The organism is Yeosuana marina (assembly GCF_011762485.1).
In the GTDB taxonomy this organism is placed as follows: domain Bacteria; phylum Bacteroidota; class Bacteroidia; order Flavobacteriales; family Flavobacteriaceae; genus Yeosuana; species Yeosuana marina.
Window position 1 is genome coordinate 90331 of the sequence record NZ_JAAKGI010000037.1, and the last position, 13426, is coordinate 103756.

Below are 13426 nucleotides of genomic sequence, written 5' to 3' on the forward strand. Positions count from 1 at the left end.
TATGGAAGGCAGACAAACCTATTCCCACAATTTAATATCATTATCTTTACTGTCCGATTTTAATTCAAATGATGCCCGAAACCAACCGCATAGAATACAAACGAGAACTGTCCGATGGACTTGAAAAAGAGGTTATTGCTTTTTTGAACTATCGCGAAGGTGGCATTATCTATATCGGTATTGATAAAAATGGAAACACTTATGGTTTGCCTGATGCGGATGGCGACCAATTAAAAATTAAGGACAGGTTGAAGAACAATATTCGTCCTTCTGCATTAGGTCTTTTTGATATTGTGAGTGAAGAACGAGAGGGCAAGAATATCTTAAAAATCATCGTGGCGAGCGGTCCTGAAAAACCCTATTATCTCAAAAAGTATGGGATGAGCGAAAAGGGTTGTTTCATTCGCTTGGGTTCAGCAGCTGAACCGATGCCACAAAAAATGATTGACGAGCTCTTTGCCAAACGTACCCGAAATTCCATCAGCAAAATTAAAGCGGGTCGGCAGGATTTAAGTTTTAGTCAGTTGAAAATCTACTACGAAGAATCAGGACACACCCTTGGTAAAGCTTTTGCAAAAAACTTGGAACTATTGACTGAAGATGGCGCATTCAATTATGCCGGCTATCTTTTGGCAGATAAGAATAACACTTCTATTAAAGTGGCCAAGTATTCGGGCAAAACCCGAACAGACTTGATAGAGAGCAACGAGTATGGTCACGAATGTTTGGTCAAGGCCACTAAGCAAGTGATAGATAAAATTGCTGTCGAGAACCGAACCAACACAAAAATAACGGCTAAGGAAAGACAACAAGCCAACCTTTGGAATCCCATCGCCTTACGCGAGGCCATTATTAATGCCTTTGTGCATAATGACTACACCAATGAAATAACCCCAAAGTTTGAAATTTTTAGCGACAGAATTGAAATCACTTCGGCCGGTAGTTTACCAGAAGGACTAAGCGAACAGGAATTTTACGAAGGCTTCTCAGTCCCGCGCAATAAGGAACTGATGCGAATTTTCAAGGATTTAGAACTTGTGGAACAATTGGGTTCTGGCATCCCTCGTATTTTGGAACACTATGGGAAAGAGAGTTTTAAATTTTCAGATAACTTCCTTAGAATGACTTTTACAGCTAAAGAAACTGCTGTTGAAGAAGGTGGTCAAATAGGTGGTTTAATGGGTGGTCTAAAAGGTGGTCAAATAGGTGGTCAAAAAGATGCTGAAATTGACGATATCAAAGAATTGACACATAGACAAAAGGAAGTTTTAAAATTAATTACTTCAGATAACCGAATCAGCCGTTCAGGAATAGCAGAAATTCTACATATAAACGAATCTGCAATCCAGAAACATCTAAACAATTTGAAGGATGCTGGCTTTATAGAGCGTGTCGGTGGAACACGAGGTTATTGGAAAGTTAGGATAGAAAATGAAAACTAAAAACAGAAGTGGCTAATAAAAAAAGACAGCATTTCATATCCCAATTCTTATTAAGAAGCTTTTCGGTTACAACCAATTCAAAATCAATTAATATATATCAAAAAGGAACAGTTAAAGTTATTAGAAATGCCCCTATCAAATCTCAGGCTCAACAAAAATACTTTTATGGGGATGATGCCGTTTTCGAGGATTATTTAGCACATAGTGAAAATACTGCTTCCAAAGTTATCAATCGGATTAAAAATTACAATACCCTTCCAAAAGTAGGAACGAAGGATTATTCCTTCTTACTTCATTTTGTGATGATGTATGCTTTTAGAACAAAAGCATCCGTGGCAAATACAGAAGAAAAAATAAATTCTGGTATTCAGAAAATTGCTCAATTTGATAAAACTTTAAGCAAAATACATTTTTCAAAAGGTAGAGTATCACATCCAGAACCAGCAGCATTTAATTTAGCCTACAATATGGATAATTGGGTCATAACCGGCGATTTGAGCTTAGGTCTGATAAAAAATGAGACAACAACAGAATTTATAATTTCGGATAATCCATTTGTACAATTTAATCCTATCCAATTATCTCGGGAAAAATTCCCTAATAATGGTGGTCTATTGAGTACTGGATTGATAATTTTCTTCCCGATTTCGCCAAAGTTATATTTAATTTATTACGATAAATGGGCGTATAGAGTAAATTTTGAAGATGAGAGTTCGTTGTCTCTAACTGATGATTACGATATTCATAACCTAAATCTTTTGCAAGCAATATCGGCAGAAGAGACAATCTATTTTTCATCAGAAAAGAAAACTCAATACATCAAAAACTTAACGGATGAGGCCTCTTGGCACAAGAAAGATATACACATTAATGATGAAGTAGTAGATAAAGCAAATCCAGATAAGAAATTATTACTTTCATATTATATAGAGCATTTACATAATCCTGAATTTACATTTCTTAAACTGACCGATGCTGCTCGAAATAAAAAAGATAGTATAGGTATGAATTCATATCGTAATAATGAAATTGTTGAATGGATGAAAATGGATAAAAGTAAAATGAAAAGTAATATTTAGACTTTTTTTAAAAGACACTATCCCAATAACTGTGTAAGTTAAAAATAACAGGGGTTTGACTTTTATCTAAAGTCGGACCCTTTTTTCATAGATAGTAAGGAACTGGTTTAGGATTATGCCCCAGTTCCTGATGGGCATCGACCATTTCTTGGTGGCCTCCCTGGTCGCCAAATATACGGATTTCATCACCGCATCATCTGTCGGGAACGACAGTTTGTTCTTGGTATACTTCCTGATCTTCCCGTTCAGGTTCTCGATAAGGTTGGTGGTATAGATGATCTTTCGTATCTCCAGTGGGAACTCGAAGAACACGGTAAGCTCGTCCCAGTTGTCCCTCCAGCTCTTTATCGCATAGGAGTACTTTCCTTCCCATTGCTCGGCAAAGTCCTCAAGGGCGGCCCTTGCCGCTTTCTGGTTCGGGGCGTTGTAGATATGCTTCATGTCGGCGGTGAAGGCCTTTTTGTCCTTCCAGACCACATATCTGCACGCATTTCGTATCTGGTGGACCACGCATATCTGGGTCTTCGATTCGGGGAACACGTTCTTGATGGTATCGGTGAACCCGTTCAGGTTGTCGGTGGCGGTGATCAGGATGTCCTCCGTGCCACGGGCCTTGACATCCGTGAGCACTGACATCCAAAAGGCCGACGATTCGTTCTTGCCGAGCCAGAGACCGAGCACCTCCTTTTTCCCGTCCCTGCGCAGCCCTACGGCCACGTAGACGGTCTTGTTGATGACCTTGGAACTCTCCCGCACCTTGAACACGATGCCGTCCATCCATACGATCAGGTAGACCGGTTCCAAAGGACGGTTCTGCCATGCGACAATGTCGCCCGAGACCTTTTCGGTGATCCTTGATATGGTGGATGTGGATACATCGAAGTTATAGAACTCGCGAATCTGTTCCTCAATATCACTGTTGCTCATTCCCTTGGCGTAAAGCGATACGATCACGTTCTCGATGCCGTCGACCATGTTGCCCCGTTTGGGTACGATCATGGGGTTGAAGGAGGCGTCCCGGTCCCTCGGCACCTGTATTTCCGACTCGCCGAAGGAGGTGCGCACCTTCTTTTTGGAATGGCCGTTACGGGAGTTGTCGCCTTTTTTCCTTTGGTGTTTTTCGTAATCCAGGTGGCCGTCAAGCTCGCCTTCGAGCATCTTCTCGATGCCGCGCTTCTGCAGTTGCTTCAGAAAACCGTTGAGCTCGTCCCCGGTCTTGAACTGCTTTAAAAAATCGTCGTTGAACAATTCCTCTTTTTTCATAAGGTGTAAATATTTAAAATTAAACAAAAAAATAGCGGGGGCATGCCCCCGCTATTTTCTATTTACACACTTTATGGGATAGTCCTTAAAAAGGCGATTTATCCTTTGAGCCTCTCGCATCCGCCAACCATTTGCCATTTTGTTTGACCAGTTTAAAAACACCAGGCGTTTTATCATAAGCTGTGGTATATTTTACCCAAGCCACGTCACCCATAATTGTATCCTGCAAAACAGTAAATCTGGAATCATCCTTTACCGTAGCATTAAACATATTTATAGTATTCATATAGTTAGAATATGCTTGTGGTGTTGAGTTAGCTTTTAAAGCTTCCTCATCCTTTTCATAAAAGCTTTCAATAACAATTTGGGCTGTAGCACTTGGTCCCGAAATTTTAGTTTCGGAATTAGCACAAGAAAGGAACAGTACTATGAGCGAGAAAACAACAATTTTTTTCATAACAGTATTAATTTGGGTTATTGATATATCTGTGTGATAGTTTCATTTCTATATTTCTTTCGCCATCCTTTTCATTCAATTCCAAAATTGCCCTACGGTCATTAGATAATGAAAATTTGGGCAACACATAAACGAATCGAGCCATTTCATTTTCCTTAATCTTAGATGGCAGATTATGTTTATATATCGGTTCTTGATAGAGCCGTTGCAACGATTTTCTTTTCCCTTTTTGTCTTGTTTCAATGGAAAGGTTCAAGAAATTCAAATCATAATCCAACGAAGAATTATTCTCAATCTGGATAACGAAGTAGAGTTCTTCCTTATCAAAAACAATATTCTCAACACTTAACACAATACCTTCATTTCGCTTTTTAATCCGACCAATACGCTGTTTTCTATTGAGAAGATACGAGCAGAATTTTTGGTAATAATAGGTTTTATTATCTACAAGTTCTTCAGAAGATTCAACAAGCGTCGAATCAGTTAAAATCGGTTTTTCATTACCGATACTATTGGATAGCGGAATGAAATAATTGAGCTTAGATAGCTGTTTTTTATACCTTACAATATACGAAAAAATTGAACCATTTCTGTTGACTACCAGCAAATTACTTTCCTTCCCAGGCTTTGCCTGAAGAAGCCCAAAATACTGCTCTTTTTCACGATTGTAGGTAAATACAAAATTATCTGAACCAGTAATACCTTGCCGTATAGGCTCTGGAAAGAATAGCGCAACGTTTTTGGTGTCGTTGGCATAGATTGTATCAAGTGGTGTTGGTTTCTGTTGCGCTTTCGCGAAAGTGGAAACAATAATAAGCGCTAAAATAATGATATACTTTTTCATAAGAGTGCGTTTTAAATGCCCATTATGGGCTCATAATTTCGGTTTTAAGATTAATCTGTAATTGTTCAGGACAGTAACCTTTAAGTTGCGGTTACTTCGTCTTAGTACTTTTGTAACGCCACCTACTTGCGGAACGGTAGGTATGTTGATGTCGCCAATAATATCGTCGAGAACTTCGGTGGTGGCTTCTGCTCTAAAATTGTTCTGTACATAGATACCTTCACTACCATCAGATAAATCAAAAGCTTTGAGTTTTGTAGGATGGTGCTTTATGTTTTCAATTTCGATTAGCGCCCGATTGGGCTGAAAGCTGATGAAACCGAAAATGGGTGTGTTCTTAGGCATTTCTTTACCATTGATTGTAGCAGTTTTGGTCAGGCGCATTCGTAATCTGGTATTCGCTTTTACCACTTGGTCGCCATCTACTACCACGTATATAGTTTCATCTGTATTACCGATTATTGAAACTTCATTGGGTTTTGGGGAAGCGGAAAAGAATAATTGATGTTCCAAGCTTAATTCTTTGGCTTCAATTTTTCGTTCTCTTTTTACTTCAGTAGAATCAATTTTTGAGACCGCTTTGCGAACAGTTCTTTTCTGGCCCAAATTCTGGTACCGCTTTTCTGAATATTGAATCTTACCCGCTTCATAGATGCTATCTACGATACGTTCTTTTTCGCGTTCTGGAAGATCTGGGTCGTAAAATCCCAAGGAATCGATTAGTTTTTCATCATAGATGCTTGGCGCATTGTTTTCACGTACTTTCTTCAAGTCGTTAATCGCATCCAATTTGGAATCGTACTCTTTTTGGTCTTCTTCCAAATCTGGCACTAAGGTATGTTTAAGGTTTTCAGTTTCACTTTCATCATCGCCCATTACCATCACGGAATAGGAAATCAGGAATATGAAAATCACGGCCAATACCGCTGCAAATACTATCTTGTTTTTTTCTACTTTCATAAGAGTGAGTTTTTAAGTGCCGATTATCGGCTTTCAATTTTCATCTGATATTTTCTTTAAGGTGTTCTCGAAATAGTTGGTAATCAACAATCCGTGCGGATTGTTCGGGAAATTTCGGTCAACCATAATCAGGTTTCCGCTGGAAACCAATTCATAAGTGTCGATGATTGATCCTCTATTGATTTCAAAAATGGTCGTGGTTGTAAAACTATACGAGCCATTGTTTTCGGTTATCCGCGAATCGATACTCAGTACTTTTTGAACCAAGGAATACTGAAGTAATCTATTGTAAACACCATCGGCCTTTTTCTGGCGATAGAGATTGTCCACGGAACTGTTACCCAACCACAATGCTTTTTCAAGATTACGTTCATAATTACTGGCATCGATGTTATAGAAGTAGTTGTGGAACAAATCCAAATGTGCCAAAGCTTCAACTCTAAAATTCTCTTTTTGAGTTACGAGCTTCAGGGGAATTATACTGCCATCTGTATTGATTGCAAAAGCACTATTGAGCGCTTTTTGATTGGTGTTGAATACCATCCAAACTGAAAATGTACTGGACAGCAATGCACAGACAACGACTGCCAAAACGATAAACCGATTCAGTTTTAGGACGTTGTAAATATTCTTATATGGTGTTTTCATATTTAATCTGATTTAGGCGGTAAATAATCTGAGTGTAAAGGACGTGGCACGTTTATACAGTTTGAATTTCAGGAAAACAATAAATGCAACAGAACCCAATTGAACCACAGGCGCAAAAAAGCCTTGACCTGTATCAGTTCCAAATAAATTGACCCAAAAATTGGTGTTGATTTCCGTATAAATAGCGTTAACAAATACATTGACTAAAAAGAATGCCGGCACTAACATATACACAGCAGCATACAATTTGAAGAATGTATAAGCAAGTGAACGAAACTTTTCAAAAACTGCAAGGCTAATGACCAAAGGAAAGAAGGCTTGCATAATTCCCAAAAGGAAGAATCTTTCTGCAAGGAATAGCGGATAAATGAACAGATCCAATATCCAGAGTATTGTACTTAGGATGAATGCCAATATTTTAAAACCGTATAACGGTGTTACCAAGGCTTCATATAGAAGCGTCATTGCGGAACTTGCGGCATCAAAAAGACTTACGTCTTCCTCTAATGGAATGTCCTGCATTTGCAATGGTAATAACGCAGGTGCTGTGCCCCTATACTGCCCCTCGATGGCTACCAATATCCCATCAAAAAACCCTAACACCTGCGTTGAGAAAATTACTAATATGACAATGGCAAAATTCTTCATCAAGTCCCCTGGACTCAATCCCCAAGTATAGCCATCTTTATCAGCAATACCTTCATTATATTTCTTAAGGATATTGACCAGAAAAAACAGGACAGCAAGCGTTTTCATTCCTGCAATAGTATATTGCGAAAAGTTGCTGCTCTGTATGGTCTGGAAAACGGTATCTATATATTCCAGCCCGATTCCTAAGAGAATGGTCGCGGTCATTTTTAGTATTCAGTTTCTCGGTTATTGCCTTTATCCTGCATTTTTCTAAAGGAAATAATATCACGATAGCGTTTTGTTTTTGTTGTGATGGTGGAAACCATTTGCTTTGATTCCAGCTCTTTTGCTTTTAGAATTTCTGCACGTTCGGCATCGCTCATTTTGAGATAATCGCTGGATAGGACTTCATCAATAAAATCGACCGTATCCAATGAGTTTTGAACTATGGCATCAAATGATTCCATAACTTTCGAAACTTCATCTGGTTTGATGTAGGGCGAATTCAAAATATCCTGCAAATCGTTTTGCATTACGTTGATAAGGCGCTGATTGTTTTGTCCAATTTCTTCAACTGCCCTTAATTGCTGGACAACACTTGACACTTTCTCAATGGCCTCTTTTGCATCTTTTAAGAACTTCACAGACTTAATCATTTGTGCTGTCTGTTTACCTGATTCTATAAGCTGTTTTACCAAGCTGATAAAATTGGTATTGTCATAAGTGGGCATTCCCTGTGCATTGGCATTGCCCGACATAAATAAGGTCAGGGCTACGGTCATTATTAAAATTTTGATTTTTGTCTTCATAATATTATGTTTTAGATGTGAATTGAATTATTGCTTTTTGCATATCGCGATGCTCGTTGTAGAGCTTCATTATGTCCTCATTTTCCTGTCCATCGGTTAGGTAGGCTGCATAGACTTCCTTCGGAACTTCTAAGCGGAAAATGTTACTTTCCCTACCAATTTTGATAAACATTTCGGTGTACTTGCGCGAACCGGAAAGGTTGTTTTTGATGGACTTTAATTGGTTTAAATCGTGGCTGGATAGGTTGAGCCTTTTGACCAATTCGTCATAGCCTTTTTCATTGTTCAAGCTATAAATGACCTGTGTGTTTTCGAGAATACTTGCTGAAGTCGAATTGTTGGGCAGCTGATTTATCGACTGAAGAATAATACCAATCGCACCGTTTTGTTTACGGATAGCTTGATAGTAGAATTCTACACTTTCCAATACGTTTTCAAACTTCAATTGCTTGGCAAATTCATCGAAAAGGATGATTCCCTTTTCAGCTCTGTTTTTCCAAATGGTTCGTTGGATAGCGGACTTGATGAGCTTGAGCATCACGGAAAGGATTTCCTTATTGTCCTTGACTTCATCCAGCTCAAAAACAATCAATCGCTTATCCTCAATTTTATAAGTCTGGTCTTCGCTTACTTCAAAAAGGAAGCTATATAGACCATCGCCGACATATTCGGACATTACGTGCAAAAAGCTGGTAACGTTGAAGTAGTCGGGATGGATTTTTAAGGTGTCCAGAAGATCTTTCTGATTCCTTTCTATAAAGCTGTAAAAACCATCCAAAGAGTGATTTTCTGAAGTGCTATCGTAATAATGCCGAAGTATCTTTTTAACCGAGACTGATTGTGCTTTCGTAACTTTTAAATCTGAGGCAAAAAGTTCAAATAAGAAAACCGACAAGTCTTCCAATCGTTCGGGTGTAAGGTCATTTGTATCACTTATGTAAAATGGGTTGATGCCTAAGTTCTTTCCGCTTTCGTAGCGAAGCACCGTGTATTTTTCAGGATAGAGTTTGGCAAACTTAGTGTATGAGCCACCCAAGTCTATGATGACCAGTCGAACGCCACTTTCAAAATATTGTCGCAAAATGTTATTGGCTAAGAACGATTTGCCTTCGCCAGTTGGCGCAAAAATGGCAAAGTTTCGTGCCTTGATACGTTTCTTCTTTTCATCCCAAACATCCTTCAGGACAGGAATGTTATGTTCACGGTCGTTAAAGATGATTCCGGTGTTATCACTTTTGTAGTTGGTATTATTGATAAACAGGCAGAGCGCGTGTTTTAAATCGGTTACGTATAAATCATTATTCGAGAAATTGGATGAGAAGCAACAGTAACTATTTAGGATGTAATTCTTACGTTCTTCGCCTCTCGGGTAGTATGGAATTATATCCAGTTCCTTAAATTCTGTTTTTATTTTTGAAGTTATTTTATCGAGCTCTTTGGCTTCCTTTGCCCAATACACTATGTTCAAATGACCACGAATGATTCTCGCATTGTCATCAGCATTGATTTGGTCAAGGATGTGTTGAATTTTGCCAAGCACCACTTTATTCTGCGAACCGAAATTGGAACTTTTGTTGAGTTCTTCGATTTTCTTATCGAGCATCTTGCGCCACTTCTGTTTGTCATCCAGATATAGGATTTGATTGACGATATGGTTCTCATTAAGCGTAAGCCCTAAGCCATCAATAAACCCTTGATGAAACACAAAATCGTCAGAAGTGAATTTCTCATTGGTTTTGCTACTCTGTACACTTTCGCCAAAGCACAGTTCGCTGTTGATGGCCAGGGCATCAAAATGGTTTTCGCCAATATTGACCCTTTTTTTGTCCAGTAAAATATCGGTATCGTAACCCTCATTAAAGCCATTGAAGTAGGCACCTGTTAGTTGCCGAATGTCTTCCGCTTTAAGCGAAATAAATTCCATCTTTCGGCTATTGTTGATGAAGGAAACGGAATCACTTACCGAGTTGGCGAAGCTCTTGATATTGTCATCCAGTTCCTGTACGATTCCCTTTGAAACTTTTCTGAATGGGTTGACATACTTGGGATTGTTGAGTGCCTTATTTTTGGTCAAGATGAAGAACAAATAACAGCTATGTTCGATATGTCCACGACCTTTAAAATGCTCGTGGGTAGCCTTTTCCAAAAAGGTTGAATTCGGAAGTTGTTCTGAAGTATATGATTTTTTGAGGTAGATATCCTGTTTATGAACCACGGTTCCAACAGGCAATGACTTCAACGCCTGAAACCAAGCACCGTGCATATCCTCAAAATCCTTATCAGATAAGGAATAGATTTCTGGTAGATTACCTTTATAGCACAGAATAACATTACCATTTTTGGCAAATACGATATTGTCTTGAATATCTACAATGGGTTGATATGCCGAAAGGTTAATCTTATTCATAATTGAAGCCAGAATTTCTTTTGTTACTAATGATTTGCGGAAATGCCTTTGCCATTTGGAACAGTTGCGGATTGTGGGCTATTCTTGTCAGCACAACATATAGGGAAGCATTGAATACCAACACACCTATTATCATCATAAAGCTGAATGAGAAGATGATGATGAGCAACGAAGCCAAAATGGAAACCATCATTAAGGCAAACAGGGAAATGGGCAGCCCAAAAATGACCGCCCTTTTCCTGATGTTTTTATAGACCTCGAAGCGCTTCATCTTTACACTACGATTCCTATTAGGTAAGTAAAGATTCCGACTACTGCACCTGCAATCAATACAAATACTAAAACTCGGGTAATCCCCTTTTTTAAATCTGCATTTTCCCCAAAAAAATGTCCTGCGTTGAACAGGAAACCTACAAGAAAGATTACACCGAGTAGTATTGGAAAAATAGTACGGATAGTGTCGCCAACATCATTAACTGAATCTTCAATGCCACCAATTTGAGCAAAAAGCGAAGTGTATAATAGTGAAAGAATGGATGCTAAATAGTGTGATTTTTTCATAACGGAAAAGTTTAAATTTTTAGTTCATTTTCGTTATTGGAAATTTACATATATTTGAACATAAATAACTGAAAATCAAATATTTGTGAATAAAATATTATTTGATATTGATTGAATTCCGTTGTTATTAATTGACATCAAATTCTATGGAATTTTGAAGGGAAGTTGTTGATAACCCGAAAACTGAAAATGAAAAAAGTGCTCAAAAACGTCAGTTTTGTGATTTTGGTTCTAAAAATGTGTGTCATTTTTGGACAAGAAACGAGTGCTCAAAAACGAATAATAATTGACGTTGGGCACGGTGGAAAAGATGCTGGTGCAATTGGCATAAATGGCATCCAAGAAAAGGATGTTGTTTTGTCCATTGCAAATGAAATTTTGAGGTTAAATAATGAATTGGAAAAGCCTTTGGATATTTATTTAACCAGGTATAGTGATACACTAATTTCTTTATCGCAAAGAACTAAGCTGGCCAAAGCATTAAAAGCGAATTTATTTGTGTCCTTGCATTGCAACCATTCTGAAAATCCAAATGCGAGAGGGATAGAGGTTTATGTTTCAAGAAAACAAAAGGAATTCTCAAAAGCATCGGTTTTTATGGGCTATCAAATTGAAAGCGCACTTTGTAAAGCAATAGGGTATGAAAGTCGAGGTGTAAAGTTTGCGAACTTTCAGGTACTTCGGGAAACTGTTGAGTGTTGCGCCACAATACTATTGGAATTGGGTTTTTTGAGCAATAAAGATGAAGGCAGCTATATTTCAGATAACAACAATATGGAACGCATCGCATTATCAATATTATTATCCATTCAACAATCCATAAAATTATGAAAGATATTTTTTTAGAGTTAACGAAGAGTTTGAAGGACATTATACTGCAATTTATTTCCGAAGTGATTTTGTTATACAAATCCTTCAGAAGCTGAATTACTTCCTCTTATCCCCAGCCTTTGTGTCAAAAGCGACCAAGTTAAACAGTTCGCGCATTCTACTGCGAACACGATTGCCATAGCGGTCTTCCAATTCTTCAGCATTTAGGTTTGTTGTGGCGTGTGTTTTGATTTTATGTTTGGTTTGTAGATACAGCTCGTATCGAGATAAGAGCACTTCGCCCATCACGTTCAAGTCCTTTCCGTAGAACCTACCAGACGGTTCTACACCCAAATCGTCAAAACAATAGAATTTGGTATTTCCATATTCTTCAACAGTTTTAAAGCCTAAGTGGTTAAAACTAAAGGTTACATTCCGGCAAGGAATCATTTCATAAGGACGTTGCAACGGAACTAAATGGCGCAACAATTTCATCAAACTGGTTTTACCACACCCAACGGGTCCAGAAAGTAGAATGCCTTTGTCAATGTCAATGCCATAAGTCTCACAGTTGTCTTTATCCTTGATGAAGTAGGAACAAAGCTTCAGCAAAATATCCTTGTCTTCATCATAGATCCTAAACTTTTCGCCAAACAACAGCTTGCCTTTGGCATTCAGGTAAATCAAGATTTTTGGGAAATCGTAGAGCACACTTTTGCCATCAAATTTTCCGAGCGAATATTCCACGCCACCTTCGGTTATTTTAGAGGGGTTGTCCATAATCTTTGTTTTTAGTGGTTCGCAAGTTGTCCTTGATTTGGGACGCCTGTTTTTTGTTTGGTTTGTTTTCCTCGTCGAATATTTCAGCTCTGTCCATCCAGTTGATGGCTACGGCTCGCCAATCTCGTATTTCTTTTCCATCGCCTGTTTGCCAATTTCGGGTTTGGTAATGCTCATAGAATTTTTTTGCTTCATCAGCATCAAAACCTTTTTCTTCAAAAAAAATAAAAACGGCCTGCCAGCCCTTTGGCTGTTTTATATAGTTTTCTTGTTTGATATTGTTTGTATTAGATACCAATGCTTGTCCATCTATGGGACGGTGTAGGTTCACAACCTGTCCATTTTTGGGATGGTGGTGTCCCTCAAGCGGTACACCTCTGGGATGGTACTGTTCCGCAAGTTGTTCTAATATGGGATTGTACTGTCCCACAACTGGTTCATCACTTGTCCCAATAATGGCCATCTTAATTTTGCTGCCTTTGTATGGATTGTTAGAAGGAAAATAAGAGAGGTATTGCCAAGAATCTAACTCGACTATACATCTATGATATGTGGACTTAGAGCCTATTTTGGCACAACGCATCAAATTCCTGCGATTAACGTAGAATTCATCCATAAAGCGACAGCTATTCCATTCTTGGAACAGCGCCATATACAGGCTGATATGCGTTGGATTAAGGCGGTCATCAAAATAGAACTTCTCAAAAGCCGCATTAAGTAGCTTTATATAGTTCAT

15 protein-coding genes are annotated in these 13426 nt (G+C 38.5%); 4 read left to right on the forward strand and 11 right to left on the reverse strand.

Annotated elements, in window-relative coordinates:
- Nucleotides 1-71 precede the first annotated feature (71 nt).
- Nucleotides 72-1442, forward strand: a complete 1371-nt coding sequence (locus tag G5V56_RS16135) for an RNA-binding domain-containing protein (RefSeq protein ID WP_166966992.1) — start codon at nt 72-74, stop codon at nt 1440-1442.
- A gap of 8 nt (nt 1443-1450) precedes the next feature.
- Nucleotides 1451-2521: a DUF4238 domain-containing protein gene (locus G5V56_RS16140; protein WP_166966994.1), complete on the forward strand. Its 1071-nt coding sequence runs from the start codon at nt 1451-1453 to the stop codon at nt 2519-2521.
- Between the two features lie 66 nt (nt 2522-2587).
- Here G5V56_RS16140 and G5V56_RS16145 read toward each other — a convergent pair whose 3' ends face one another.
- From G5V56_RS16145 to G5V56_RS16180, 8 genes are all read right to left on the reverse strand, one after another.
- Nucleotides 2588-3784 (reverse strand): IS256 family transposase, encoded by a 1197-nt coding sequence (locus tag G5V56_RS16145; RefSeq protein ID WP_166966996.1) that lies wholly within the window; start codon nt 3782-3784, stop codon nt 2588-2590.
- 85 nt (nt 3785-3869) lie between these two features.
- Nucleotides 3870-4241, reverse strand: coding sequence for a hypothetical protein (locus tag G5V56_RS16150; RefSeq protein WP_166966998.1), 372 nt, complete (start codon nt 4239-4241; stop codon nt 3870-3872).
- Nucleotides 4242-4248: 7 nt separating this feature from the next.
- Nucleotides 4249-5085: a DUF4138 domain-containing protein gene (locus tag G5V56_RS16155; protein ID WP_166966999.1), complete on the reverse strand. Its 837-nt coding sequence runs from the start codon at nt 5083-5085 to the stop codon at nt 4249-4251.
- Between the two features lie 30 nt (nt 5086-5115).
- Entirely contained in the window at nt 5116-6045 is a 930-nt protein-coding gene (gene traM, locus G5V56_RS16160; RefSeq protein ID WP_166967001.1) for a conjugative transposon protein TraM, read from the reverse strand.
- A 33-nt stretch (nt 6046-6078) separates the two neighbouring features.
- Nucleotides 6079-6693: a conjugal transfer protein TraK gene (locus G5V56_RS16165; RefSeq protein ID WP_166967003.1), complete on the reverse strand. Its 615-nt coding sequence runs from the start codon at nt 6691-6693 to the stop codon at nt 6079-6081.
- 12 nt (nt 6694-6705) lie between these two features.
- Nucleotides 6706-7548: a hypothetical protein gene (locus tag G5V56_RS16170; protein ID WP_166967005.1), complete on the reverse strand. Its 843-nt coding sequence runs from the start codon at nt 7546-7548 to the stop codon at nt 6706-6708.
- Nucleotides 7549-7550: 2 nt separating this feature from the next.
- Nucleotides 7551-8132, reverse strand: a complete 582-nt coding sequence (locus G5V56_RS16175; RefSeq protein ID WP_166967007.1) for a conjugal transfer protein — start codon at nt 8130-8132, stop codon at nt 7551-7553.
- A gap of 4 nt (nt 8133-8136) precedes the next feature.
- Nucleotides 8137-10539 (reverse strand): TraG family conjugative transposon ATPase, encoded by a 2403-nt coding sequence (locus G5V56_RS16180; RefSeq protein ID WP_166967009.1) that lies wholly within the window; start codon nt 10537-10539, stop codon nt 8137-8139.
- 2 nt (nt 10540-10541) lie between these two features.
- On the opposite strand from G5V56_RS16180, the gene G5V56_RS19170 reads away from it, so the two are divergent.
- Entirely contained in the window at nt 10542-10793 is a 252-nt protein-coding gene (locus G5V56_RS19170; RefSeq protein WP_166967011.1) for a hypothetical protein, read from the forward strand.
- A gap of 19 nt (nt 10794-10812) precedes the next feature.
- Here G5V56_RS19170 and G5V56_RS16190 read toward each other — a convergent pair whose 3' ends face one another.
- Nucleotides 10813-11100, reverse strand: a complete 288-nt coding sequence (locus G5V56_RS16190) for a hypothetical protein (RefSeq protein WP_166967013.1) — start codon at nt 11098-11100, stop codon at nt 10813-10815.
- 189 nt (nt 11101-11289) lie between these two features.
- Here G5V56_RS16190 and G5V56_RS16195 point away from each other — a divergent pair, with 189 nt between their 5' ends.
- On the forward strand, nt 11290-11931 hold the full coding sequence (locus tag G5V56_RS16195; RefSeq protein ID WP_166967015.1) for an N-acetylmuramoyl-L-alanine amidase family protein: 642 nt from the start codon (nt 11290-11292) through the stop codon (nt 11929-11931).
- A gap of 96 nt (nt 11932-12027) precedes the next feature.
- On the opposite strand, the gene G5V56_RS16200 is transcribed toward G5V56_RS16195, so the two are convergent.
- Both G5V56_RS16200 and G5V56_RS16205 read right to left on the reverse strand, forming a co-directional pair.
- A complete protein-coding gene (locus G5V56_RS16200) occupies nt 12028-12690 on the reverse strand; it encodes a P-loop NTPase family protein (protein WP_166967017.1) in 663 nt (220 codons plus the stop codon).
- Nucleotides 12674-13426 (reverse strand): hypothetical protein, encoded by a 753-nt coding sequence (locus tag G5V56_RS16205; protein WP_166967019.1) that lies wholly within the window; start codon nt 13424-13426, stop codon nt 12674-12676. Before G5V56_RS16205 ends, G5V56_RS16200 begins: the two co-directional genes overlap by 17 nt.